At 68.8% G+C, this 22,812-nt stretch carries 23 protein-coding genes; 7 read left to right on the top strand and 16 right to left on the bottom strand.

Annotation, left to right across the window (positions count from 1 at the left end; translation table 11 throughout):
• Positions 1 to 23 precede the first annotated feature (23 nt).
• The 4 genes from MNI96_RS08685 to MNI96_RS08670 form a co-directional block, all read right to left on the bottom strand.
• The gene (locus MNI96_RS08685) at positions 24 to 524 is read right to left on the bottom strand and encodes a DUF1178 family protein (protein WP_249692159.1); all 501 of its coding nucleotides are present in this window, start codon (positions 522 to 524) and stop codon (positions 24 to 26) included.
• Positions 521 to 1,399, bottom strand: coding sequence for a carbon-nitrogen hydrolase family protein (locus tag MNI96_RS08680; protein ID WP_249692157.1), 879 nt, complete (start codon positions 1,397 to 1,399; stop codon positions 521 to 523). Before MNI96_RS08680 ends, MNI96_RS08685 begins: the two co-directional genes overlap by 4 nt.
• Positions 1,400 to 1,444: 45 nt before the next feature.
• The gene (gene grxC, locus MNI96_RS08675; RefSeq protein WP_158196160.1) at positions 1,445 to 1,714 is read right to left on the bottom strand and encodes a glutaredoxin 3; all 270 of its coding nucleotides are present in this window, start codon (positions 1,712 to 1,714) and stop codon (positions 1,445 to 1,447) included.
• 105 nt (positions 1,715 to 1,819) lie between these two features.
• On the bottom strand, positions 1,820 to 2,659 hold the full coding sequence (locus MNI96_RS08670; RefSeq protein WP_249692155.1) for a ComF family protein: 840 nt from the start codon (positions 2,657 to 2,659) through the stop codon (positions 1,820 to 1,822).
• A gap of 197 nt (positions 2,660 to 2,856) precedes the next feature.
• Here MNI96_RS08670 and MNI96_RS08665 point away from each other — a divergent pair, with 197 nt between their 5' ends.
• Entirely contained in the window at positions 2,857 to 3,783 is a 927-nt protein-coding gene (locus MNI96_RS08665) for a methyltransferase domain-containing protein (protein ID WP_502960314.1), read from the top strand.
• A 60-nt stretch (positions 3,784 to 3,843) separates the two neighbouring features.
• Here MNI96_RS08665 and MNI96_RS08660 read toward each other — a convergent pair whose 3' ends face one another.
• The 5 genes from MNI96_RS08660 to MNI96_RS08640 all read right to left on the bottom strand — a co-directional run bounded on the left by MNI96_RS08660 (position 3,844) and on the right by MNI96_RS08640 (position 7,022).
• A complete protein-coding gene (locus tag MNI96_RS08660; RefSeq protein ID WP_249692153.1) occupies positions 3,844 to 4,059 on the bottom strand; it encodes a Flp family type IVb pilin in 216 nt (71 codons plus the stop codon).
• A gap of 55 nt (positions 4,060 to 4,114) precedes the next feature.
• On the bottom strand, positions 4,115 to 4,513 hold the full coding sequence (gene mutT / locus MNI96_RS08655) for an 8-oxo-dGTP diphosphatase MutT (protein WP_158193945.1): 399 nt from the start codon (positions 4,511 to 4,513) through the stop codon (positions 4,115 to 4,117).
• Positions 4,510 to 5,370: a GNAT family N-acetyltransferase gene (locus MNI96_RS08650; protein ID WP_249692151.1), complete on the bottom strand. Its 861-nt coding sequence runs from the start codon at positions 5,368 to 5,370 to the stop codon at positions 4,510 to 4,512. The genes mutT and MNI96_RS08650 overlap by 4 nt, the downstream gene beginning before the upstream one ends.
• Before the next feature lie 14 nt (positions 5,371 to 5,384).
• Positions 5,385 to 6,617: a bifunctional glutamate N-acetyltransferase/amino-acid acetyltransferase ArgJ gene (gene argJ, locus MNI96_RS08645; RefSeq protein WP_249692150.1), complete on the bottom strand. Its 1,233-nt coding sequence runs from the start codon at positions 6,615 to 6,617 to the stop codon at positions 5,385 to 5,387.
• A gap of 72 nt (positions 6,618 to 6,689) precedes the next feature.
• Entirely contained in the window at positions 6,690 to 7,022 is a 333-nt protein-coding gene (locus MNI96_RS08640; protein ID WP_249692148.1) for a putative antibiotic biosynthesis monooxygenase, read from the bottom strand.
• 269 nt (positions 7,023 to 7,291) lie between these two features.
• Between MNI96_RS08640 and MNI96_RS08635 the strand changes: the two genes are divergently transcribed.
• Entirely contained in the window at positions 7,292 to 7,951 is a 660-nt protein-coding gene (locus MNI96_RS08635; protein WP_249692147.1) for a TetR/AcrR family transcriptional regulator, read from the top strand.
• A gap of 13 nt (positions 7,952 to 7,964) precedes the next feature.
• Here the strand turns inward: MNI96_RS08635 and MNI96_RS08630 are convergent, their stop codons facing one another.
• Positions 7,965 to 8,873, bottom strand: a complete 909-nt coding sequence (locus tag MNI96_RS08630; RefSeq protein ID WP_249692145.1) for a peptidylprolyl isomerase — start codon at positions 8,871 to 8,873, stop codon at positions 7,965 to 7,967.
• A 299-nt stretch (positions 8,874 to 9,172) separates the two neighbouring features.
• On the opposite strand from MNI96_RS08630, the gene secA reads away from it, so the two are divergent.
• The gene (gene secA / locus MNI96_RS08625) at positions 9,173 to 11,950 is read left to right on the top strand and encodes a preprotein translocase subunit SecA (RefSeq protein WP_249692144.1); all 2,778 of its coding nucleotides are present in this window, start codon (positions 9,173 to 9,175) and stop codon (positions 11,948 to 11,950) included.
• A 96-nt stretch (positions 11,951 to 12,046) separates the two neighbouring features.
• Positions 12,047 to 13,231 carry an adenylate/guanylate cyclase domain-containing protein gene (locus tag MNI96_RS08620; RefSeq protein ID WP_249692141.1) on the top strand — a complete coding sequence of 395 codons (1,185 nt, stop codon included), beginning with the start codon at positions 12,047 to 12,049 and terminating at the stop codon, positions 13,229 to 13,231.
• A 100-nt stretch (positions 13,232 to 13,331) separates the two neighbouring features.
• Here the strand turns inward: MNI96_RS08620 and MNI96_RS08615 are convergent, their stop codons facing one another.
• On the bottom strand, positions 13,332 to 13,955 hold the full coding sequence (locus MNI96_RS08615; RefSeq protein WP_249692139.1) for a L,D-transpeptidase: 624 nt from the start codon (positions 13,953 to 13,955) through the stop codon (positions 13,332 to 13,334).
• 78 nt (positions 13,956 to 14,033) lie between these two features.
• Positions 14,034 to 14,963, bottom strand: a complete 930-nt coding sequence (locus MNI96_RS08610; RefSeq protein ID WP_249692137.1) for a sugar kinase — start codon at positions 14,961 to 14,963, stop codon at positions 14,034 to 14,036.
• Positions 14,964 to 15,140: 177 nt separating this feature from the next.
• Here MNI96_RS08610 and MNI96_RS08605 point away from each other — a divergent pair, with 177 nt between their 5' ends.
• A complete protein-coding gene (locus tag MNI96_RS08605) occupies positions 15,141 to 15,923 on the top strand; it encodes an alpha/beta fold hydrolase (protein ID WP_249692131.1) in 783 nt (260 codons plus the stop codon).
• An 83-nt stretch (positions 15,924 to 16,006) separates the two neighbouring features.
• Here the strand turns inward: MNI96_RS08605 and ppa are convergent, their stop codons facing one another.
• From ppa to MNI96_RS08585, 4 genes are all read right to left on the bottom strand, one after another.
• Entirely contained in the window at positions 16,007 to 16,543 is a 537-nt protein-coding gene (gene ppa / locus MNI96_RS08600; protein ID WP_249692129.1) for an inorganic diphosphatase, read from the bottom strand.
• Positions 16,544 to 16,697: 154 nt separating this feature from the next.
• Entirely contained in the window at positions 16,698 to 17,291 is a 594-nt protein-coding gene (thpR, locus tag MNI96_RS08595; RefSeq protein WP_249692127.1) for an RNA 2',3'-cyclic phosphodiesterase, read from the bottom strand.
• Between the two features lie 188 nt (positions 17,292 to 17,479).
• Positions 17,480 to 18,532, bottom strand: a complete 1,053-nt coding sequence (locus MNI96_RS08590; RefSeq protein ID WP_249692126.1) for an aldo/keto reductase — start codon at positions 18,530 to 18,532, stop codon at positions 17,480 to 17,482.
• A 130-nt stretch (positions 18,533 to 18,662) separates the two neighbouring features.
• Positions 18,663 to 19,298, bottom strand: coding sequence for an arylesterase (locus MNI96_RS08585; RefSeq protein WP_249692124.1), 636 nt, complete (start codon positions 19,296 to 19,298; stop codon positions 18,663 to 18,665).
• A gap of 101 nt (positions 19,299 to 19,399) precedes the next feature.
• Between MNI96_RS08585 and MNI96_RS08580 the strand changes: the two genes are divergently transcribed.
• Together MNI96_RS08580 and MNI96_RS08575 are read left to right on the top strand one after the other, a co-directional pair.
• Positions 19,400 to 20,113: an ABC transporter ATP-binding protein gene (locus tag MNI96_RS08580; RefSeq protein WP_249692122.1), complete on the top strand. Its 714-nt coding sequence runs from the start codon at positions 19,400 to 19,402 to the stop codon at positions 20,111 to 20,113.
• 2 nt (positions 20,114 to 20,115) lie between these two features.
• On the top strand, positions 20,116 to 22,698 hold the full coding sequence (locus MNI96_RS08575) for an ABC transporter permease (RefSeq protein ID WP_249692121.1): 2,583 nt from the start codon (positions 20,116 to 20,118) through the stop codon (positions 22,696 to 22,698).
• The last annotated feature ends 114 nt before the right edge of the window (positions 22,699 to 22,812 follow it).

Here is a 22,812-nt window from a genome sequence, read left to right as displayed (position 1 = left end):
GGGAGAAAAGCCGCGAAGGACCGTCAGTTCCGGTCCTCGGGCAGCACCGGCAGCGGCATCACGGCGATGCCCTCCTCCAGCAGTTCGCCGACATCCTCGCGCGAGGCGGCGCCATAGATGCCGCGCGCTTCCGCCTCGCCGTAATGGATCTTGCGCGCCTCTTCGGGAAAGGCCGTGCCGACATCCTCGGCATTGGCGGTCAGTTCTGCCCGCAAGGCCCGGAGCTTTTCGATCAGCGCCGCCTGTTCCGGCGAGCGCGGGGCGGCAATCGCCGGCACCTGCGCAGGCCCTGCCCCTTCGGCCGCTGCCGCCTGCCGCGCGGAGGGCGTCACCGTCTCGGCCCGCGCCTCCTTGCGGCGCGAGGTGGACACCGCCGGCGCCATCAAGGCCTTGTCGACCTCGCTGCCGCCGCATACCGGGCAGGACAGCAGCCCGCCCGCCTTTTGGCGGTCGAAGTCGTCGAGCCCCCGGAACCAGCCTTCGAACCCGTGGCCGGCCTTGCAGGTCAGCGCGTAGCGGATCACTCGGCCGCCTCCGTTTCGCTTGCGCCGCCCTGCGGCCCGGCCACTGTGAAGGACCGCTGATTGGCGATGGCGGGGATCCGCCGACGTGCCTCGTCGGCCCTTGCGAGATCGAGCACGGCAAGCGCATAGCCGGGAGCATCGCCGTCGACCTCGGCGATCACCTCGCCCCAGGGCGCGACGATAAGGCTGTGGCCATAGGTCTCGCGCCCGTCGTCGTGGCGGCCTCCTTGCGCGGCCGAAACGACGAAAGCGCCGTTCTCGATCGCCCGCGCCCGCTGCAGCACATGCCAATGCGCCTCGCCGGTCTGTCGGGTGAAGGCGGCCGGCGCGGTGAGCACCCGCGCCCCTGCCCCCGCCTGGGCCCGGAACAGGGCCGGAAAGCGGATGTCGTAGCAGATGCCGAGCCCGACCAGCGTGCCGGCAGCCGGTACAACCAGGGCCTCGCCGCCCGGCTGGTAGGTCGCCGATTCGCGCCAGCTCTCGCCGTTGGGCAGATCGACGTCGAACATGTGGATCTTGTCGTAGCGGGCAAGCGTTGCCCCGTCAGGGCCGAACAGAAAGCCGCGATTGGCGGCCTTGTCCGCCCCCGTGCGGATCGCCAGCGAGCCGACATGCAACACGATGCCGAGCTCGGCGGCCAGCGCCGAGAAGGCGGCCACGGACGGGTCTTCCCTCTCGGCTCGGATCTTGGCGAACAGCTCTTCCCGGCTGCGCTCCAGCAGGTTGGTCATCTCGGGCGTCTGGATGTAGATCGCGCCGTCCGCCGCCGCCTGCCGTATCAGCTGCGACGCCGCCTCGATATTGGCCGCGACATCCCGTCCGCTGCGCATCTGGATGACAGCCGCGACGAGGGTTCCGTCCGTTGCCTTGCTCATGACGTCCGCCTGTTGTCCGTGTCCCGGTTTCCGTGCCTGCCCGGCTCAGTTCGCCGCAAGCAGCGCGTCGAGCCGGCCGGCCCGCTCCAGCGCCATCAGGTCGTCGCAGCCGCCCACATGGGTGTCGCCGATGAAGATCTGCGGGAACGTCGTCCCGCCGCGCCCCGTGCTGGCGCGCTGGATCATCTCCTTGCGCAACTCGGGACTGTAGGTCGCGTCATACTCACGGAATGCCACGTCCTTCTTCTGCAGGAGCTGCTTTGCCATGGCGCAATAACCGCACAGCTGCCGCGTATAGATCTCCACTGCCATGATATCCGTCCTGCCGTCCCCAAGCTTGCGCCCCGACTGCGTCCTTGCGAAGCCGGCGCCGTTTTCCTCCCTTGCATATATTGACCATTTCCCCTTGGCCGCAAGTCGTCAGCCGAGCGGCGTGTCCGCGCCGGCATGGGCGAAGACCATCACGTCCACCGCCGTCGCCCCCTCGCGCAGCAGCGCGCGGGTCGCCGCGCCGACCGTCGCGCCCGTCGTGTAGACGTCGTCGACCAGCACCACCCGTCGGCCCGAAATCGTCATCAAGCCCTGCGGCGTCACGCTGAAGGCCCCGCTGACATTGCGCGCCCGCGCCGCTGCATCCAGTCCCACCTGCTGCCGGGTGCGCTTGCGCCGGATCAGCGCCTGCGGCGCAACCGTGAGGCCAAGAGCGCGGCCCATCTCCCGCGCCAGCAGTCCGGACTGGTTGTAGCGCCGGCTCCACAGACGAAGGCGATGCAGCGGCACCGGCACGATCACGGGAAGTCCGGCTTCTTCCTCGCGCGGCGCAAGCAGTTCGCTCCCCGCCCTCGCCATCCATTGGCCCATGGCGGCCGCCATCGCCGGCCGGTCGTAATATTTCAGCCGCGACACCAGCACCCGCGCCGGCCCCTCATAGGCAGCAACGGCCCGCAGCCGGTCGAAGGCCGGCGGGCGCGCGATTGCCTGCGGCGACAGGGCGCCGGGGCCGAGATCATAGGCGAAGGGCAGGCCGAGACGCTCGCACCAGGGCGGCGCCAGAAACGGCATCTGCTCCCAGCAGGACGGGCACAGCGTCGCCTCCTGTCCGACGATGGCATCGCAGGCAAGGCAGGTCGGCGGCAACACGAGGTCGAGCACCCGCCGCCCGGCCTCTGAAAAGGCGCGCGCCAACGCCTGTCCCCTGAGCGGCCACCTGATCGGTCCGCTGATCTGCCTGCCGTCTTCCGCCGCTTCGCCCCCTGTCATCCGCGCCCTGCTCTTGCCGGTCTGGCCTCAAGAGCACAAATGAACGCGCAATCGGCGGGCAATGCAATCGAAAGGCGAAACGGATCTCGTCGCACCGGTGGAGACGCGTCGCCCCTTGATCCCTCGCCCTTCCCGGCGCTACCTGTGGCGCGCCGCCGCTCGGGCGGCCGGGCACCCCGCACAGGACTGGAACAGCCGTGTCAAACAGCGAGCGACCTGAGATCTTCGACCGGCGCCTGTTCGCCCGCCGGCGCGCCCGCGCGCTGGAGCGGCTTGCGGCCACCTCGGGAGACGCGGACTTCCTGCTGGCCAACGCCGCCGCCGATCTCGGCGAAAGGCTGGCTGCGGTCAGCCGCGACTTTCCGCTCGCCGTCGATCTCGGCGGTCATCGCGGCCATGTCTCGGCCGCCCTTGCGGCATCGGGGCGCGTCGGCACCGTGCTGCGCGCCGACCTCCTGGTCGAGGACCGCTCGGTGCCGGGCGCCGCGCTCGTCGCCGACGACGCCTTTCCGCCCTTTGCCGACGGCTCGCTCGACCTCGTCGCCTCGGCCCTGTCGCTGCATCTCGTCAACGACCTGCCCGGGGCGCTGATCCAGATCCGCCGGGCCCTGCGCCCGGACGGCCTGTTTCTTGCCAACCTGCTCGGAGGCGACACTCTGTTCGAGTTGAAGGACGCCTTCATGCTGGCCGAGTTGGAAACGCTGGGCGGCGCGACGCCCCATGTCGTTCCCTTCGCCGACACGCGGGCGCTCGGCGCTCTGCTGCAGCGGGCGGGTTTCGCCCTGCCGGTCGCCGATGTCGACCGCCTGACGGTGCGATACGGCGACATGTTCGCCCTGATGCGCGACCTGAGGGCGATGGGTGCGGCCAATATCCTTGCCGACCGCAGCCGCACGCCGCTGTCGCGCGCCACTCTTGCACGTGCTGCGGAGATCTATGCCGAACGCCATGGCGACCCGGACGGGCGGATCCGCGCAACGTTCGATCTCGTCTCGCTGTCGGGATGGGCGCCGCACGAGAGCCAGCAGAAGCCGCTCAAGCCGGGCTCGGCGAAGACGCGCCTTGCCGACGCACTCTCGGCCCTCGACGCGGAGCGAAACAACAACGACCCGCAGCCGGACTGACGGTGCGGGTCTTGCTGCGTCGGGATCGGCCGAGCCGCGGCTTGCGGATTCTTGCCTCTGTCAGATGTTGGAAAAGGCGGAGGCGACCACACCGAAGACGTCGTCGCCCAGCACGCCCTGGATGCTCAGCAGCGCGCCGATGATCGCAAAGGAGACGAGCCCCATGATGAGGCCGTATTCGATTGCGGTGGCGCCCGCCTCGTCGCGGCGCATGGTGCCTGCGAGGTCGGCAAACTGGTCGCTGCGATCGCGCAACTTGTCGAACTGTCCGTGCATCTGCCGCGTTCCGTGCTGACTGCGTCAACGGTGGCGGCTGCGGATCTTCCGCTTGTCAGGCCAGATCGATCAGATGCGGGATCAAGGGTTCGTCCGCCGGCGGCATCGGGTAGTCCCGAAGCCTCACAGCTCTCACCCACTTGATCGCCTGACCTTCCCGGCCCGCCACCGTGCCCGACCATCGTCGGCATACGAAAAGTGGCATCAGCAGGTGAAATTCCTCATAAGCGTGACTGGCAAATGTGAGCGGTGCGAGGCACTCTTTCTTAACCGTGATGCCGAGTTCTTCCGCCAGTTCGCGAATGAGCGCATCCTCCGGACGCTCGCCCGGCTCGACCTTGCCGCCGGGAAATTCCCACAAGCCGGCCATCGCCTTGCCCTCGGGTCGCTGGGCGATCAGCACGCGGTTGTCGGCATCGAGCAGTGCGCAGGCCGCGACTAGCAGAAGTTTCATCCGTTTCCCCGTTCCGTTTCGGGACGCTGCTGCAAGGTTTTGCTCACCATGCCGGAGGCTTCCTGCGGCAGGCGGTAGTGATAGCCGTAGCCGCGGCGAAAACCCATGCCCCGATAGAGCGCCCGCGCAGGCCCGTTTTCCGCCGTCACCTGCAGCCAGGCCAGCCGGCAGTCGCGCCTCGCCCCTTGCGCCAGACAGCGGGCGACGAGGCGGGCGCCGATCCCCCTCCGGCGAGCTTCGGGCCGCACCGCCAGATCGTAGATGCCGAGCAGGCCGCGCTCGGCAACCGCCAGCACCACGCCGAGCGGCGCACCGTCCCGGTCCTCGGCAAGGAATGTCAGCCGCGCGACGGCGACCCGGCTGAGCGCATCGGCAAGCCGCTGCAGCGCCACGCTCGTCACCGCTTCCGCCCGCGTGCCGCCGATGGTTCCGAACGCCGTGATGAAGGCGTCGAGATCGACGGGCCGGATGCCGTCCGCGCCCTCTTCGGCGCTGGCCCCGACCTCGAGATCGCCCTGTTCTCGCACCCAAACGTCCGTCTCGCCGCTACGCGTCCAGCCCTCGCTGTCGGCGATCTCCGCAAGTTCCGGCGGCGTTAAGGGCGTATGGCGCAGATGGAAGGGCACGCCGTTGCGGGCGAACAGCACCTGCATTTCGGCCAGCCGCCGCCGTGCATCCCTGCCGTCGCGCGGATCCATCACGTTGAGGGAATTCACCCGCCGCGCCGGATTGCCGGGCGAAAGCCGCGCCACCCAGGCCCCGTCGACGGCGCTGCGCTCGCTCGGGAAACCGTTGAGATTGGCTTCCTCGAGCGCCTTGATTGTCGCCAGATCCAGGGACGGGGCATCATCCGGCATGCGAGGCACCTGCCTCAGGACCGGTAGTCGCCGTTGATCGCGACATATTCCTTGGTGAGATCGCAGGTCCAGACGGTGGCCTTGCCTTCGCCGAGACCGAGATCGACGCGGATCGCGATCTCTTCCTCGCGCATGGCGGCGGAGGCCGCCTCTTCCGAGTAGCCCGGGTCTCGCTCGCCGTCGACGGCAACGCGCACGTCGCCGAACCAGATCGCTAGCCGGTCGCGGTCGGCCGGCTCGCCGGCCTTGCCCACCGCCATGACGATGCGGCCCCAGTTGGCGTCCTCGCCGGCAATCGCGGTCTTCACCAACGGCGAATTGGCGATGGAAAAGCCGATGCGCTTGGCCGAGGCGTCGCTCTCCGCCCCCGTCACGGTGACGGAGACGAACTTGCGCGCGCCCTCGCCGTCCTTGACGATCAACTGCGCCAGCTCGCGCATCAGCTCGCCGAGCGCCTGGCGGAAACCCGTAAGCCGGGGATCGTCCGCCCGCTCGACGCGCTCGCCGCCGGCCTTGGCCGTCGCGAACAGCAGCACGGTGTCGGATGTAGACGTGTCGCCGTCGATGGTGATGGCGTTGAAGGTTCCCCCGACCGCCTCCGACAGCAGCTCCTGTAGGACAGGCGCGGCAATCGGCGCATCGGTGAAGAGGAAGGAGAGCATCGTCGCCATGTCCGGCGCGATCATGCCCGCGCCCTTGGCGATGCCGTTGAGCGTCACGCTCCGGCCGCCGAGATCGACGCTGCGCGAGGCGGCCTTGGGGAACGTGTCCGTCGTCATGATGGCGCGCGCCGCGCCCTGCCAGTCGCCGGCCTGCGCCTCGCTGACCAGCGTGTCGACGACGCCGGCGAACTTCTCCGCCGGCAGCGGCTCGCCGATCACGCCGGTGGAGGCGAGAAACACCTCGCCCATGGCGCAGCCGGCGGCTTCCGCCACATAGCGCGCCGAAAGCTCCGTCGCCTCGCGGCCCTTGCGTCCGGTGAAGGCATTGGCATTGCCGGAATTGACCAGCAGCGCCTGGGCACGGCCGCCGGCGAGATTGTCGCGGCACCAGTCGACCGCCGCCGACGGGCAGCGCGACTTGGTGAACACGCCGGCAACGTCCGCGCCCTCGTCGAGCAGCACCATCAGGACGTCGGTTCGGCCCTTGTACTTGATCCCGGCCTGCGCGGTGGCGAAGCGCACGCCCGCGACCGCGGGCAGTGCCGGATAGGATTTCGGGGCGAGCGGCGAGACGGCCGTGGACATCGGACACTCCCTTGAAAAGCGGGCGCAAAAACTGCCGCGAGCCTTGCCCCATCGCCGCCGCTCGCGCAAGTCCTATCCTGCCGAGGGCCTGCGAACCGGATGCAGGAAGGCAGAAAAGCGCCGGTGCAGGAAGGGGATGAGCCCCCAGACCATGGTCACGACCACGACCGGCACGATCACCAGCGTCTGCTGCCAGAACGCCCAGCCGCGGGTCAGCGGCGCAACCAGATAAAGCAGCGCCGTCACCAGCGGATAGACGCCGGCAAAGACCAGGACGGCGAAGCGCGGACGCGACAGGATGCGTGGAGCGGTGGGCAGCGGGCGCGGCGGCACTTCGGCAATGGCGTCGACCTCGTCGGAGGCAGCCGACTGCGGGGAAAGGGCGGAAGCACTTTGTGCGGACATGGGAAGTCTCCTGGTTCGCAGCCGGCGGCAATGGTCCGGCAGAGAGAACATGTGGGCTGGCGGCTCTTCCTCGGGAGGGAGGCGGATCCCACCGCTTTTGCGGCTCAATATTCGAAACGGACCGTTTCGTTTCTAGTTATCTAAACGAGCCGTTTCGTTTAGTCAAGCCCTGTGCTAAGCCTGACCGCGACGAGAGAGCCGCACCGGCACATGCCTCGCGAGAGGACGCGCCGAAGCCGGCTGCAAGCCGCGAACCTTGAGGAACTGCGATGCGCGATGACGACACGCCGCACGAGAAAGCCGGGGACGCTACCGGCGCCGAGGCTGGAACTCCCCCTGCCCGCCCCTCGACCGGGGCACGGCGCAATCCAGCAAGCGCCGACGCGATCCGCCAGGCGGCCGCCGACATTCTCGCGGAGGACGGCTATGCGCGCTTTTCCATCGAGGCGGTCGCCCGCCGCGCCAGGGCCGGCAAGCCGACGATCTATCGCTGGTGGCCGAGCAAGGCGGCCCTGCTGCTCGACGTCTATCACCGCCAGAAGCACGGCGTCGTCGCGCCCGATACGGGCGATCTGGTGGAGGATCTGACCGCCTTCCTCGACTCGCTCTTCCGTCACTGGCGCGACACGCCGACGGGTCCGGTGTTCCGCTCGGTCATCGCCGAGGCCCAGAGCGAGGAAAGCGCCGCCGAAGCTCTCGGCGCCTATATGGAAGAGCGCTTCGCCCAGTCGTCGCAGATGATCGAGCGCGCCCGCCGGCGCGGCGAGATCGCCGCCCATGTCGACCCGCGCCTTGCCATCGAGCTGGTGGTCAGCTTCGCCTGGTGCCGGCTGCTGACCGGAAGGCTGGACATGGAAACGGCCGCCGTGAGGGCGGCCGTCTGCCTGTTCGTGGATGGCTGGCGCGCCGCACCGGCCAGGCCGGCCTGACGGCCCGCCCGGCTTACTCGGCCTTCGGCGCCTCGGCCGGGGCCTCGCCGCCTTCCGCGGGAGCCTCGCCGCCTTCTGCCGGCGTTTCCTCGACCATCACCTCGATGCTGGTCTTGGCCTTCAGATCCGCCAGCACCTCGGCATAGCGGGCGCGCAGCAGCTGCTGGCGCAGCTGGTCGCGCACATCGGCGAGCGCCGGCGCCGGCTGCTTGCGGGCCTCCTCGACCTTGATCACGTGCCAGCCGAACTGCGTCTCCACCGGCTCCTTGGTATAGGCGCCGACCTCGAGCGCGAAGGCCGCGTCCTCGAATTCCTTGACCATGCGGCCGCGGGTGAAATACCCGAGATCGCCGCCGTTGGGGCCGGTCGGACCGGTGGACTTGTCCTTCGCCACCTCCGCGAAATCGGCGCCGCCGTCGAGTTCGGCGATCACCGCCTCGGCCTCTTCCTTGGTCTTCACCAGGATGTGGCGGGCCTTGCGCTCGTCCTCGCCCTCGAAATTGGCGAATTCCTTGTCATAGGCTTCCTGGATCGCCTCGTCGCTGATCTTCCCCTCGATCTCGCGGGCGAGATAGGCATTGCGCAGCGCGCGCATGGTCAGGAACTCCACCTGACGCTTGAACGCCTCCTCGTCCTGGATGCCGGCTTCACGCGCGGCATTCGCCAGCACGTTCATGTCGACGACCACATCGGTCAGGATCTTGCGCCACTGGGTCGGCGGCACTTGGGAGAGCTGATCCGCGAAGTCTTGCGAGGCGAAGGCGATATCCGCCTCGGTCACCTCGGTATCGCCCACCTTGGCGACGACGTCGCCCGGCTCCTGCGCCAGCGCGCCGGAGGCGGCCAGGCCGCCGACCAGTCCACCGGCCAGAAGCGCGGCAAGCGCGGTGCGGCGCGCCGTTGCGGCAAAAAAGCGTTTCATGCTCTGTTTCCCTGTCATCTCGTGTTCCGGCAGGCACCCGTGCGGCCTCCCGCCTCTTTAAGGTGGTCCGCACGCCCGTCCGCAGACGGTTTGCGCGACGTTGACAACCTCCGGACCCCCTCTTATCTGTCGAGCGTCCCCCTTGGAAGGGCCGGACGCTCCCAGTCGAGCGTGCGTTCGTCTCGCCGCAATGCGGCGGTTGTGAGGCCTGCGCATGTCCGTACCGTCAATCCGATATCCGGGTTGCTGCCAGGACAGGATGCCCCGGCGCGGCCTGACCAAACGATAAGGACCGCCACATGGTCGGCCTCGGCGCACTCGCCAAGAAGCTTTTCGGTTCCTCCAACGACCGGCTGGTCAAGCAGCTGCGGAACCGCGTCACGGCAATCAACGCGCTGGAGGACGAACTCCGGGCCCTCAGCGACGACGACCTGCGCGCCCGCACGGACGTGTTCCGCCGCCAGCTCGCCGACGGCGCCAAGCTCGACAGCCTGCTGGAGCCGGCCTTCGCCACGGTCCGCGAGGCCGCCCGCCGCGTTCTCGGCCAGCGCCACTACGATGTGCAGCTGATCGGCGGCATGGTCCTCAATGCCGGGCAGATCGCCGAGATGCGCACCGGCGAGGGCAAGACGCTCGTCGCGACCCTGCCGGTCTATCTCAACGCGCTGGCCGGCAAAGGCGTCCACGTCGTCACCGTCAACGACTACCTCGCCAGCCGCGACGCGGAATGGATGGGCCGCGTCTACCGCTTCCTCGGCCTTTCCGTCGGCGTCATCGTCCACGGGCTGACCGACGAGGAGCGCAAGGCCGCCTACGCCGCCGACGTCACCTACGGCACCAACAACGAGTTCGGCTTCGACTACCTGCGCGACAACATGAAGTACGAGCGCGGGTCGATGGTCCAGCGCGGCCACAACTTCGCGATCGTCGACGAGGTGGACTCGATCCTGATCGACGAGGCGCGCACGCCGCTGATCATCTCCGGCCCGCTCGAGGACCGCAGCGAGTTCTACAACACGGTCGACGCGCTGATCCCGCATCTTGCGGCGGAGGATTTCGAGCTCGACGAGAAGCAGCGCTCGGCGAGCTTCACAGAGGCCGGCAACGAAAAGCTCGAAGGCCTCCTGCGCGAGCAGGGCCTGCTCAAGGGCGACAGCCTCTACGACGTGGAAAACGTCTCGGTCGTCCACCACCTGCAGCAGGCGCTGAAGGCGCACAAGCTGTTCCAGCGCGACAAGGACTACATCGTGCGCAACCGCGAAGTCGTCATCATCGACGAGTTCACGGGCCGCATGATGCCGGGCCGCCGCTATTCGGAAGGCCTGCACCAGGCGCTCGAAGCCAAGGAGAAGGTGCAGATCCAGCCCGAGAACCAGACCCTGGCCTCGATCACCTTCCAGAACTATTTCCGCCTCTACACCAAGCTTGCCGGCATGACCGGCACCGCCCAGACCGAGGCCGAGGAGTTCGCCAACATCTACGGCCTGGAAGTCGTCGAGATCCCGACCAATGTCGGCGTGAAGCGCATCGACGACGACGACGAGGTCTACCGGACCGTCGACGAGAAATACAACGCGATCATCGAGCTGATCGAGGATTGCCGCAAGCGCGCCCAGCCGGTGCTGGTCGGCACCACCTCGATCGAGAAATCGGAACTGCTCGCCGCCCGCCTCAAGGCAGCCGGCTACAAGCAGGCCGACGTCTCCTCGCCGGCCGCCTTCGAGCCGCTGTTCGCCGGCACCGGCAATGCCGAGCGCATCTTCACGGTGCTGAACGCCCGCTACCACGAGCAGGAAGCCTCGATCATCGCCCAGGCCGGCCTGCCGGGCGCCGTCACCATCGCCACCAACATGGCCGGCCGCGGCACCGACATCCAGCTCGGCGGCAATGCCGACATGCGCATCGAGGACGAGCTCGCCGACATGGCCCCCGGTCCCGAGCGCGATGCCCGCGAAGCCGCGATCCGCGCCCAGGTCGAGGAGCGCAAGCAGCAGGCGCTCGCCGCCGGCGGCCTCTACGTCATCGGCACGGAGCGCCACGAGAGCCGGCGCATCGACAACCAGTTGCGCGGCCGCTCGGGACGTCAGGGCGATCCCGGCCATTCCAAGTTCTTCCTGTCGCTGCAGGACGACCTGATGCGCATCTTCGGCTCCGACCGCATGGACGGCATGATGCAGAAGCTCGGCCTCAAGGAGGGCGAGGCCATCGTCCATCCCTGGATCAACCGGGCCCTGGCCAAGGCGCAGCAGAAGGTCGAGGCGCGCAACTTCGACATCCGCAAGAACCTGCTGAAGTTCGACGACGTCATGAACGACCAGCGCAAGGTCGTGTTCGACCAGCGCATCGACTTGATGGACGGCGAGGCGGTGGCCGAGGCGGTGACCGACATGCGCCACGACGTGATCGAGGATCTCGTCGCCAAGCACATTCCGGAGAAGGCCTATGCCGAGCAGTGGGACACCGAGGGCCTGCAGGCCGAGGTGCGCCGCCTGCTCAACCTCGACCTGCCGGTCGCCGACTGGGCCAAGGAAGAGGGCATCGCCGAGGAAGAGGTGACCGAGCGCCTCAAGAAGGCGGCCGACGAGGCCATGGCCCGCAAGGTCGCCCAGTACTCGCCGGACATCATGCGTCAGGTCGAGAAGGCGGTGCTGCTGCAGACCCTCGACCACCTGTGGCGCGAGCATCTGGCCAATCTCGATCACCTGCGCTCGGTGGTCGGCTTCCGCGGCTACGCCCAGCGCGATCCGCTGCAGGAGTACAAGACCGAGGCCTTCACCCTGTTCGAGAGCATGCTGGTCAACCTGCGCCAGGCGACCACCGCGCAGCTCATGCGCGTGGAGCTGGTCCAGGAACAGCCGCCCAGCCTGCCGGGCGACGGCGACCTGCCGCCGATGCATGCCGAGCACCGCGACCCGCTGACCGGCGAGAACGAGTTCGACGAGGCTTACCTCGCCACCGCCCCCGGCACGCAGCGCGATCCGCAGAATCCCTCGACCTGGGGCAAGGTCGGCCGCAACGAGGCCTGCCCCTGCGGCTCGGGCAAGAAATACAAGCATTGCCATGGAGCCCTTGCCTGAGGAACTCTGGCAAGGATCCGGGTCGGAACGCAAGGAACGGCGGGCTGCACGGCCCGCCGTTTTTGCGACCGGAAACCTGTCCTGGAGGGTGAGGCGTTGAAAACCAATCCGACGCTTGAAGCGATCGAGGACTGGCTGATTCGTGAGGCGCTCGGCCAGCCGGACATCGGCGAGATGTTCTCCGGCTTCTGCGAACGCCTTGCCGCCGCCGGCATGCCGGTGGAGCGCGCCATGCTCACCTGGGCGACCCTGCATCCGCTGGTCGAAGCGGAATCGGTCCTGTGGCGCGCCGGCCGGGAGGCGGAACTCGCGCAGTACCGTCACGACGAGGAAGAGACCGAAGACTGGCTGCGCAGCCCCATCCGCGCCGTGCTCGAGGCGCGCGAGACGCGCCTGCGCCGCAATCTTGCCGGCGCCAATGCGGCGACCGACGATTTCCCGATCCTCACCACGCTGAAGGCCGACGGCTTTACCGACTATCTCGTCCTTTCCACGCCCTTCGACCTGCCGACCGCCAAGGATTTCGGGCCCTCCGGCATGCTCGTCACCTGGTCGACACGCGCGGACGGCGGCTTTTCCGACGAAGTGGTGGAAGGGCTCGACTATCTACAGATCCGCCTGGCGCTGGCCTGCCGCGCCACCATCCAGTCGCGGATTGCCCGCACCCTGGCCGAGACCTATCTCGGCGCGCGCGCCGGATCGCGGGTGCTGTCCGGCCTGATCCGCCATGGCGACGGCGAACGCCTCGACGCGGTGATCTTCTATTCCGACCTTCGCGGCTCCACCGCGCTGGCCGACCGGCTCGCTCCGGACGTCTACATGATCCATCTCAACGCCTATTTCGACGCGACGGCGCGTACGGTGATGGCCCATGGCGGCGAGGTGCTGGATTTCATCGGCGATGCGGTGCTCGCCGTCTTTCCCATCGAGGCGGGCGGGTTCGATGCCGCCGCCACCCGCGCCCTGCAGGCCGCCGACGCCGTCCTGGCGCGGCTGGAGCAGGCCCAGGCGGCGACCGAGCACCCGCTCCACTGCGGCATCGCGCTCTCCTCCGGCGACGTCATGTTCGGCAATATCGGCATTCCCGAACGGCTGACCTTCTCGGTCATCGGCCGCACGGTCAACGCCGCCGCGCGCATCGAAGCAATGACCAAGACGCTCGGGCGCCCGCTTCTCGTCACCGCCGACATCGCCGCCCGTGCCCCTGGCGCCTTCGCCCCGCTCGGCCGCTTCCAGCTCGCCGGCTTCGGCGAGGAGGTGGAACTGCACGCGCCCGTGTGAGAGGGCACGCCCCGCACAAGCGAAAAGGCGCCGGACCTTGCGGCCGCGGCGCCCCGTGGGAACTCTTCGGAAAATCGATGTTGGCGGCGAACCCGCCTTCTCACATCACCGTGACCTGCGCCCCGACGGACACCCGCTCGTAGAGATCCTCGACATCCTCGTTGAGCATGCGGATGCAACCCGACGACACGGCCCGGCCGATCGACCAGTCCTCGTTGGTGCCGTGGATGCGGTACTCGGTCGCCCCGAGATAGAGCGCGCGCGCACCCATCGGGTTCTTCGGCCCGCCGGGCATGAAGGCTGGCAGCTTGCGCCCGTTCTTGCGCTCGCGGACGATCATTTCCGCCGGCGGCGTCCAGCCCGGCCACTTGGCCTTGCGCGTCACCTTCTCGGTGCCCGACCAGGAAAAGCCCTCGCGTCCGACGCCGATGCCGTAGCGCACGGCCTTGCCGCCCGGCAGCACGTAGTAGAGATAGCGGTCGCGCGTGTCGACGATCACCGAGCCCGGCTTCTTGTCGGTGCGGTAGCGCACCTCGGTGCGCTTGTACTTCTCGCGCACGATCTTGCCGGCCGCTTCCGGCGTGATCCGGTAGGTCTGCCAGCTCCGGCTCACCGGATCGTAATAGCGCTCCGTCTGCGCCTTGGCAGGCTGACCGCCCGCCACCGCAGCCGCCAGCACGAGCCCAGCCAGTCCTGCGAAAACCCGTCCAGAAAAGAACCGCATGTCGCCTCCCCATACCGGCAGGGCCGCGCCATCCGCGCCGCCGGCTGATTCGAAACCGGAGGCGAATTTACACGGGCCTCAGGCGCCGCGCTGCTGCTCATTGGCAAGCAGGGCGAGGACATCGGCGCGATGTGGCAGGGGCGCAACAGCGCCGAAGCCGCACACCGCGAGCGCTGCCGCCGCGTTGGCATAACGTGCCGCCGCCAGCCCGTCGCCGGTCGCCAGGAATTCGGCCAGGAACGCCCCGTCGAAGGCATCGCCCGCGCCCGTCGCGTCCACCGCCTCGACCGCGTGCGGGGCGATCGTCCCGGTCCCTTCGGGACCTGCATAGAGCACGCCCTTGTCGCCGAGCGTCAGCGCCACCCGTGCCGCGCCCTTCGCCCGGTAGTGGTCGGCGATCTCCTGCGGGCTCTCCAGCCCCGTCAGCTGCCGCGCATCGTCGAGGCCGGGCAGCAGGATGTCGGCCATCGCCGCTGTCGCCTCGACCACCGCCCGTGCCCGCGCCAGCGGCCACAGCGCCAGCCGCAGGTTGGTGTCGTAGGAGATCAGCCCGCCGGCCGCCTTCACTTCCTCGATGGCCGCGAACACCGTGTCGCACGCGCTCGCCGAAATCGCCTGGCTGATCGCCGAGACGTGCAGGATCCTGGCCTTGCGCAGCAGCTCGAGCGGCAGGTCCTCGGGGCGCATCAGGCTCGCCGCCGAGCCGTTCCGGCGATAGGAGAACATGTGCCCCGACGGCCCGTGGGTGACGAAGTAGATCCCCGTCGGCGCCTGCGCCATCCGCAGCACGCCGGTGGTGTCGATGCCCTCGCCCCGCCACAGCCCGTCGAACAGGTCGCCGAACACGTCGCGGCCCGTCGCGCTGACATAGCCGACGCGCGCCCCCTGCCGGGACGCGGCAATCGCCGCATTCGACGTGTCGCCGCCGAACCCTTGCACGTAAGGCCCGCCCGGCGCCGTCTGGTTGAACTCGATCATCGGTTCGCCGAGGCAAAGAAGCTCGCTCACTCTGGTGCGCTCCAGTCGTTTCAATCGATTTAAGTCCATGCGACGCGGCCCCTCGCCTGTCAAGTGCGCGCGGGCTCGAGCCTCCCGCCACCCGCTTCTCCCCTGTCGCATCCCCCTCTCGCATCCTCGGCCCGTGCATGCGAAAAGGGGCGAAAGACCATCAGCGGAGCAACGCCCATGTCCGAATTGCCGCCCTCGATCCTGCCCGTCACCGCCAGCGGTCCGGACAGTCCGGAGCCGGTGGTGCTGCTGCACGGGTTCGGCAGCGATGCGCGCGGTTTCGCCACGCTGCAGGGCGAGCTGTCGCGCAGCCGCCGCACGCTTTCCTTCGACCTGCCCGGCCACGGCCGCGCCCTCGGCTGGCCGAAGATCGGCGGCGCCGTCGTCGCCTCGCGCGCGGTGCTCGGTTCGCTGGAGGCGCTGGGGCTCACCCGCGTCCATCTCGTCGGCCATTCCATGGGCGGGGCGGCCGCCGCCCTCGTCGCGTTGAAAGCGCCGGAGCGGGTGGCGAGCCTCACCCTGCTCGGCCCCGGCGGCTTCGGGCGCGAGATCAACTCGACCCTGCTGCGCCGCTATGCGGCGGCGAGCGCGCCGGCGGAGCTGGAGCTTCTGCTGGAACAGTTCTTCGGCCTCGGCTTCGACCTGCCGCGCCTCGTCGTGCGGCAGGCGGCGGAGGCCCGCGCCCGTCCCGGCGTCTGCGAGACCTTGACCGAGATCGTCGAGACCCTGCTCGACGGCAAGGACCAGAAGACCCTGCCGATTGCCGAGATCGCGGCGCTCGGCCCTCCGGTGCGGCTGATCTGGGGCGCCCAGGACCGGGTGCTGCCGGTCTCGCACGCCCGCGGCCTGCCCGGCGACATCGCCGTCCAGGTGTTCGACGGGGTCGGCCACATGCCGCATCTGGAAATCCCGCAGCAGGTCGCGCGCGCCATCCGCGCCCAGACCGGCGACAGCGCCTGACGCCCGCAGACGCCCGAGGCCCAAAACGCAAAAGGCCGCGCCCTTTCCGGACGCGGCCTTGAATTTTCAAGCCGGAGCGGTGCTCAGGCCTTGGCGGCCTTGGCCCGCTCGATCGATTCCTCGATGATGCGCCTGGCCTCGTCCGGACCGCCGAAGCCGGTGATCTTCACCCACTTGCCCGGCTCCAGGTCCTTGTAGTGCTCGAAGAAGTGCTTGATCTGCTGGATGGTGATGTCCGGCAGGTCCTCGTAGTGGACGACGTTCTCGTAGCGGCGCGTCAGCTTGTTGGACGGTACCGCGATCACCTTCTCGTCCTGCCCCGCCTCGTCTTCCATGAACAGCACGCCGATCGGGCGGCAGTTCATGATCGCGCCCGGCACGATCGGGCGCTGGTTGGCGACGATCACGTCGACCGGGTCGCCGTCGCCGCACAGCGTGTGCGGCACGAAGCCGTAATTGCCCGGATAGCGCATCGGCGTGTAGAGGAAGCGGTCGACGTACATGGCGCCGGCTTCCTTGTCCATTTCGTACTTGATCGGCTCGCCGCCCACCGAGACCTCGATGATGACATTGATGTCTTCGGGCGGGTTCTTTCCGATCGGAACGGCGTCGATACGCATGGATGGGGGCTCCTCTTTGGATGTTGGCGGCTGTATCGCAAGCGCCGTGTCCAAAGGCAAGCCGGAACTTGTTGCACTGCAACTTAAGACCAAGTGCAGCTCGAGACCAGGCCGCCCGGCCCTGCGCCGCTGCGTCCCGCCGCGCCCGCCCTGCTCAGCGATGCTGTCCGGCGAAATGGGCCGGGCCGTCGGGCAGGCCGTAGCCGCCGCCCTGCCGGTCGAGCGGATAGGCCTCCTCCACCAGGTAGGGCCCGCCGCCGACGCTGGCACGCGAGGAGAACAGCGCGAAGCGCGAAGCGGTGAAGCTCTGGGCGTAGAAATCGCCATGCTCGGCGAGCCAGCGCGCCACGTCCTGGTTGCTGCAGGTGCGGCAGCGCGCCAGCGTCACATGCGGCACGTATTTGCGCCGCTCCGCCGGCAGCCGCAGCCGCTGCAGGATGCGCTCCTGTTCGCCCTGAAGCTCCATCAGCCCCGGCGTCGGCTCGACCCTTGCGAAGACCGCATGCGGCTTGCCGTTGGCGAAGGCGCCGAGCCCCGTCAGCCGGATCTCCACCGGATCGCGGCGGATGCGGTCGAGCGCGTCGGCCACCTCGTCGGCCATGCGGTCGTCGATGTCGCCGATGAAGCGCAGGGTGATGTGATAATTCTCGGGATCTATCCAGCGGACGCCGCGCAGGCCGCCGCGCAACAGGGAGAGCATGAGGCCGGTCTGGGCCGGAATCTCAAGCCCGGTGAACAGTCGAGGCATGGTCCAACCCTCCGCTGTCGCCGAATATACTCATCAGGACGGGTTTTTCGCTGCACCGCAAGCAAAAACGGAACGCGCTGATTTGCCAGCGCATTCCGCCTCGTGCCGGCATTTTTGCCGGGGTGGCCGGCCCGGGCTGGGCAGCCCGGGCAGCCGGTCGTGATTCGCGTCGCGGCCCCGCGCAGCGCTTACGGGCAGGGGCTGCCGTGGCGCTGGTAGAGCGTGTTGATCCGCCCCTCGATCTCCTCGGAGATTTCCAGATCGAGCGCCCCCAGATCATGCTCCAGCTGCGCAAGCGACGTTGCGCCGAGAATCACCGAGGTGGTGAAGCCGCGCGACAGCGCGAAGGCGATGGCCAGCTGCGAAGGCGACACGCCGAGCTCCTCGGCAAGGTCGAGATAGGCGTTGATCGCCTCCTCCGCGCCCGGCTTCTCGTAGCGCTGCAGCCTGTCGAACAGGGTCTTGCGGGCACCGGCCGGCAGCGCGCCGTTGCGGTACTTGCCGGTGAGATAGCCCTGACCCAGCGCCGAATAGGCGAGCAGGCCCACCTGCTCCCGGTGCGCGATCTCGGCAAGGCCGGTCTCGAAGGTGCGGTTGACGAGATTGTAGGCGTTCTGGATCGACACCACCCGCGGCCAGCCGTTGCGCTCGGCCAGCTCCAGGAAGCGCTTCGTGCCCCAGGGGCTTTCGTTCGACAGGCCGAGCTGGCGGATCTTGCCGGCCTTCACCAGCCGGTCCATCGTCTCCAGCGTCACTTCGATCGGCGTCTCGTCGTCGCAGGGCTTGGGCTCCTTCCAGATCGTCGGGTTGGACCCGAAGCCGGAGACGTTCCGGTCCGGCCAGTGGATCTGGTAGAGGTCGATATAGTCGCTCTGCAGCCGCGTCAGGCTCTTGTCGACGGCTTCCTCGATCTGGGCACGGGTCAGCCGGCCCTCGCTGCCGTCGGTGCGGAACCAGGTGTTCTCGGTGCGACCCACCACCTTGGTGGCGATTACCACCTTGTCGCGGTTGCCGCGTGCCTTCAGCCAGGTACCGATGATTTCCTCGGTGCGCCCCTGGGTCTCGGCCTTGGGCGGGATCGGATAGAGCTCGGCGGCGTCGAAGAGGTTGATGCCGCGGTCGAGCGAGAGGTCGAGCTGGGCATGGCCCTCGGCTTCGGTGTTCTGCTCGCCGAAGGTCATCGTGCCGAGCGACAGGCTGGAGACATGAATGTCCGTGCGTCCGAGACGGCGCTTTTCCATGGGCGGATCTTTCTGCTGCGATAACTGTCGAAATTGAGGAGGGTGGCGGGACCTTGACCGCTCGCGCGCGCCTCGTCAACCGCCTGCGGCCGGGCCGCCGCACAGGGCTCCGGCCCGCCGCGAACCGGGCTCAGCCACGCGCGGCAGCGGCCCGCTCGATCAGCTCCTCGACCTTCGGCAGGATGCCATCGACGATGATCGCGACGCCCTTCTGCGTAGGGTGGATGCCGTCGGGCAGCACCGTCTCGGCCGAAATCGGTATGCCTTCGAGGAAATTCGGATAGAGGATCGCGTCATGTTCGGCCGCGATCTCCGCATACATGCGCTCGAACTCGGCGACATACTCATCGCCCATGTTGCGGGGCGCGGCGATGCCGGCGAGCAGCACCGGAATGCCCCGCTCGGACAGGCTTGCGACGATCTTGTCGAGGTTCGCCCGTGCCGAGGCCGTCGGCAGCCCGCGCAGCGCGTCGTTGGCGCCGAGCTCGACGATCACCGCGTCCGCCCCTTCCCCCAGCGACCAGTCGAGACGGGCAAGACCCGCCGCCGTGGTGTCGCCGGAAACGCCGGCATTGATCACGATTGCATCATGACCCCGCGCCTTCAGCGCCGCTTCCAGCTGCACCGGGAACGCCGCCTCGGGAGGCAGCTGATAGCCTGCGGTCAGGCTGTCTCCCAGCGCCAGGATGCGCAGCGGCTCGGCCCTTGCGGGCTGCGCCGCAAAAATACCGGCGAGGGCGATAAAAACTGTAACGAAACGTATCATGTCGGCTGATCCTCTGGACGCTTCCTGCGTAACCTCCCATATCGCGAGGAACGCGTGCAGCGCGGCATGCTGCGAATTCGAACCGTTCATATAGGCAGAGCATGACCGACGGAACAGTCCCGCCCCCCATCGTTTCCCTGTCCGGCGTTCATCTCAGCCTTGGCCACGACGCCGGCCGCGTACACATTCTCAAGGGCGTGGACCTCGATATCGCCGCCGGCCGCCGGGTCGGCATCGTCGGCCCGTCCGGCTCCGGCAAGTCGACCCTCCTGATGGTGATGGCCGGGCTGGAACGTGCCGACAAGGGCTCGGTCACCGTCGGCGGATCGGAGCTGACGGGCATGTCGGAGGACCAGCTCGCCCGCTTTCGCGGCGGCTCGGTCGGCATCGTCTTCCAGTCCTTCCACCTCATTCCCAACATGACGGCGCTGGAAAACGTCGCCGTGCCGCTGGAGCTTGCCGGCGTGCCGCGCGCCTTCGACGCCGCACGCGAGGAACTGGCCGCCGTCGGCCTTGCCGAGCGCACCTCGCACTATCCCTCGCAGATGTCGGGCGGCGAGCAGCAGCGCGTTGCCATCGCCCGCGCCCTCGTCACCCGCCCGCCTCTGCTGCTGGCCGACGAGCCGACCGGCAATCTCGACGAGACCACCGGCGCCCAGATCGTCGACCTGATGTTCTCCGCCACCCGCGACCGCGGCATGACGCTGGTCATGGTCACCCACGATGCGGCGCTCGCCCGCCGCTGCGACGAGACGATCCGCGTGCGATCCGGCCGGATCGAGACGCTGGAAACCGCCGCCGCCGGGGGAGCGTGAGCATGCACGGTGTCCTGCCTGCCTCCTCGCAGCGCCGCTCCCGCCCGCCCCTCGGCCTCGCCTTTCGCTTCGCCCTGCGCGAGATGCGCGGCGGGCTGAAGGGTTTCTACGTCTTCATCGCCTGCATCGCGCTCGGCGTTGCAGCGATTGCCGGCGTCGCCTCGGTCTCGCGCGCCCTCGTCGAGGGCATTGCCGCCGAAGGCACCTCGATCCTCGGCGGCGACATGTCGGTGCGCCTGATCCACCGCACCGCCGACGATGAGGAACTCGCCTGGCTCGACGGCCTCGGCGACCTCTCGCGCATCGCCACCTTGCGCGCCATGGCGCGGGTGCCGGACAGCGGCGAGCAGACCCTCGTCGAGCTGAAAGCCGTCGACAACGCCTATCCGCTCTACGGCGAGATGCAGCTTTCAGGCGGCGGAGCGCTGGATGCGGCCCTTGCCCGGCAGGACGGGCTGTACGGCGCCGTGGTCGAGCCGGAGCTGCTGGTGCGCCTGGGGCTCGAAAAAGGCGACACCTTGGTCCTCGGCCGCGCCAGCCTGCGCATCGCCGACACCATCGCCGTGGAGCCCGACCGCCTCAGCGACGGCATCAATTTCGGCCCCCGGATGATCGTCTCCGACGCGGCGCTGGACGAGACCGGGCTCGTCCAGCCCGGCAGCCTGGTGCGCTGGCTCTACCGCATCCGCCTTCCCGAGGGCACGTCCAACACCGCCGTCGAAACGCTGGCCGAGGAAGCCGACCAGCGCTTCCCGCTCGCCGGCTGGCGGGTGCAGTCGCGCGCCAATGCCGCACCCGGCCTGCAGCGCAACATCGACCGTCTCGCCCAGTTCCTGACCCTTGTCGGCCTGACCGCGCTGGTGGTCGGCGGCGTCGGCGTCGCCAATGCGGTGCGCTCCTATCTCGATGCCAAGCGGCCGGTGATCGCCACCTTCCGCTGCGTCGGCGCCGACGGCGATTTCGTCTTCCGCGTCTACCTCATCCAGATCCTCTGTCTGGCCGGGCTCGGCATCGCCGCCGGCCTCGTCATCGGCGCGCTGATCCCCTTTGCCGCCGCCGGCTTCATCACCGCCGTGCTGCCGGTCAAGGCCATCGCCGCGATCTATCCGGCCGAGCTCGGCCTCGGCGTGCTCTATGGCGGGCTCACCGCGCTCGCCTTCGCGCTCTGGCCGCTGGGCCGTGCCCACGACGTGCCGCCGAGCCTCCTGTTCCGCGACGATGCCGCCGCCACCCGCACCTGGCCGCGCAAGCGCTACATCGTCGCCACCGCCGCCGCGGTGCTGCTGCTCGCCGGCCTTGCCGTCCTGCTGGCCGGCGACCTGCGGATTTCGCTCACCTATGTCGGCGCGACGGCGGTGGTCTTCGTGCTGTTGATGCTGATCGCCCGCGGCATCATGGCAGCGGCCCGCCGCATGCCGCATCCGCGCGGCGCGGAGCTGCGCCTGGCGCTCGCCAACATCCACCGGCCCGGCGCGCTGACCCCGTCCGTCGTTCTCTCGCTCGGCCTCGGCCTGTCGCTGCTGGTCGCCCTGGCCTTGATCGACGGCAACCTGCGCCGCGAACTCGGCACCACCATCACCCAGAACGCGCCGAGCTTCTTCTTCCTCGACGTGCAGCAGTCCGAGCGCGAAGCCTTCGACGCCCTGCTCGCCCGCGAGGCGCCCGGCGGCACCATCGACGGCGCGCCGATGCTGCGCGGCCGCATCGCCGCGGTCAACGGCGTACCGAGCGACCAGATCGTCGCCCCGGAAGGCGGCGGCTGGGTCCTGCGCGGCGATCGCGGCATCACCTATGCCGCCGAAACGCCGGCCAACGCCGAACTGACGGAAGGCACTTGGTGGGCGCCCGACCACAGCGGCACGCCGCTCGTCTCATTCGAGGCGGATGCGGGCGCCGATCTCGGCCTGAAGATCGGCGACACGATCACGGTCAACGTGCTCGGCCGCGAGATGACCGCCGAGATCGCCAATTTCCGCCGCGTGGAATGGGAATCGCTGGCGATCAACTTCGTCATGGTGTTCTCGCCCAACACCTTCGCCGGCGCCCCGCACACCCACCTGCGCACCCTCGCCTATCCCGACGGCGGCAATGAAGCCCGCGAGCTGGCACTGCTCAAGACCCTCTCGCAGGAGTTCCCGACCGTGACGGCGGTGCGCGTCAAGGACGCCATCCAGCAGGTCAACAGCCTGGTGGAGCAGCTCGCCGTGGCGATCCGCGCCGCCGCCTCCATCACCCTGGTCGCCTCGGTGCTGGTGCTGGGCGGCGCGCTTGCCGCCGGCCACCGGCACCGGGTCTACGACGCGGTGATCCTCAAGACGCTGGGGGCGACGCGCGGCCGGCTGATCGCCAGCTTCTCGATGGAATACGCGATCCTCGGCCTCGTCACCGCCGCGTTCGCGGTGATCGCCGGAGCGCTCGCCGCCTCCTTCGTTCTGGTGGAGATCATGGATGCGACCTTCACCTTCCTGCCCGTGACCGCCTTCGGCGCGGCGCTCGCCGCCCTCGTGCTGACGGTCGGCTTCGGCCTCGTCGGCACCTGGCAGGTGCTCGGGCGCAAGCCGGCGCAGGTGCTGCGCAACCTGTAACGGACGCCAGGGAATGGGCGGGCCGGGGCTCTCCGCCGTCCACCCGTTCTCCCCAGGCGTCCGGCAAGAGGGTTCCAATACACGCATATCGCGATAGTCTCGTCGGAGGCTGCC

This window comes from Stappia sp. WLB 29 (assembly GCF_023507705.1).
Taxonomy (GTDB): Bacteria; Pseudomonadota; Alphaproteobacteria; order Rhizobiales; family Stappiaceae; genus Stappia.
This window is presented reverse-complemented; position numbering and strand designations above follow the sequence as displayed.

What these genes read in the sequence shown, in the direction of transcription:
- MNI96_RS08630 (WP_249692145.1), bottom strand. Translation starts at nt 8,873, where the DNA reads ATGAAACGCTTTTTTGCCGCAACGGCGCGCCGCACCGCGCTTGCCGCG.
- MNI96_RS08590 (WP_249692126.1), bottom strand. Translation starts at nt 18,532, where the DNA reads ATGGAAAAGCGCCGTCTCGGACGCACGGACATTCATGTCTCCAGCCTG.
- MNI96_RS08680 (WP_249692157.1), bottom strand. Translation starts at nt 1,399, where the DNA reads ATGAGCAAGGCAACGGACGGAACCCTCGTCGCGGCTGTCATCCAGATG.
- MNI96_RS08585 (WP_249692124.1), bottom strand. Translation starts at nt 19,298, where the DNA reads ATGATACGTTTCGTTACAGTTTTTATCGCCCTCGCCGGTATTTTTGCG.
- secA (WP_249692144.1), top strand. Translation starts at nt 9,173, where the DNA reads ATGGTCGGCCTCGGCGCACTCGCCAAGAAGCTTTTCGGTTCCTCCAAC.
- MNI96_RS08670 (WP_249692155.1), bottom strand. Translation starts at nt 2,659, where the DNA reads ATGACAGGGGGCGAAGCGGCGGAAGACGGCAGGCAGATCAGCGGACCG.
- thpR (WP_249692127.1), bottom strand. Translation starts at nt 17,291, where the DNA reads ATGCCTCGACTGTTCACCGGGCTTGAGATTCCGGCCCAGACCGGCCTC.
- MNI96_RS08635 (WP_249692147.1), top strand. Translation starts at nt 7,292, where the DNA reads ATGCGCGATGACGACACGCCGCACGAGAAAGCCGGGGACGCTACCGGC.
- MNI96_RS08650 (WP_249692151.1), bottom strand. Translation starts at nt 5,370, where the DNA reads ATGCCGGATGATGCCCCGTCCCTGGATCTGGCGACAATCAAGGCGCTC.
- MNI96_RS08660 (WP_249692153.1), bottom strand. Translation starts at nt 4,059, where the DNA reads ATGCACGGACAGTTCGACAAGTTGCGCGATCGCAGCGACCAGTTTGCC.
- MNI96_RS08580 (WP_249692122.1), top strand. Translation starts at nt 19,400, where the DNA reads ATGACCGACGGAACAGTCCCGCCCCCCATCGTTTCCCTGTCCGGCGTT.
- MNI96_RS08575 (WP_249692121.1), top strand. Translation starts at nt 20,116, where the DNA reads ATGCACGGTGTCCTGCCTGCCTCCTCGCAGCGCCGCTCCCGCCCGCCC.
- MNI96_RS08640 (WP_249692148.1), bottom strand. Translation starts at nt 7,022, where the DNA reads ATGTCCGCACAAAGTGCTTCCGCCCTTTCCCCGCAGTCGGCTGCCTCC.
- MNI96_RS08615 (WP_249692139.1), bottom strand. Translation starts at nt 13,955, where the DNA reads ATGCGGTTCTTTTCTGGACGGGTTTTCGCAGGACTGGCTGGGCTCGTG.
- argJ (WP_249692150.1), bottom strand. Translation starts at nt 6,617, where the DNA reads ATGTCCACGGCCGTCTCGCCGCTCGCCCCGAAATCCTATCCGGCACTG.
- ppa (WP_249692129.1), bottom strand. Translation starts at nt 16,543, where the DNA reads ATGCGTATCGACGCCGTTCCGATCGGAAAGAACCCGCCCGAAGACATC.
- MNI96_RS08605 (WP_249692131.1), top strand. Translation starts at nt 15,141, where the DNA reads ATGTCCGAATTGCCGCCCTCGATCCTGCCCGTCACCGCCAGCGGTCCG.
- mutT (WP_158193945.1), bottom strand. Translation starts at nt 4,513, where the DNA reads ATGAAACTTCTGCTAGTCGCGGCCTGCGCACTGCTCGATGCCGACAAC.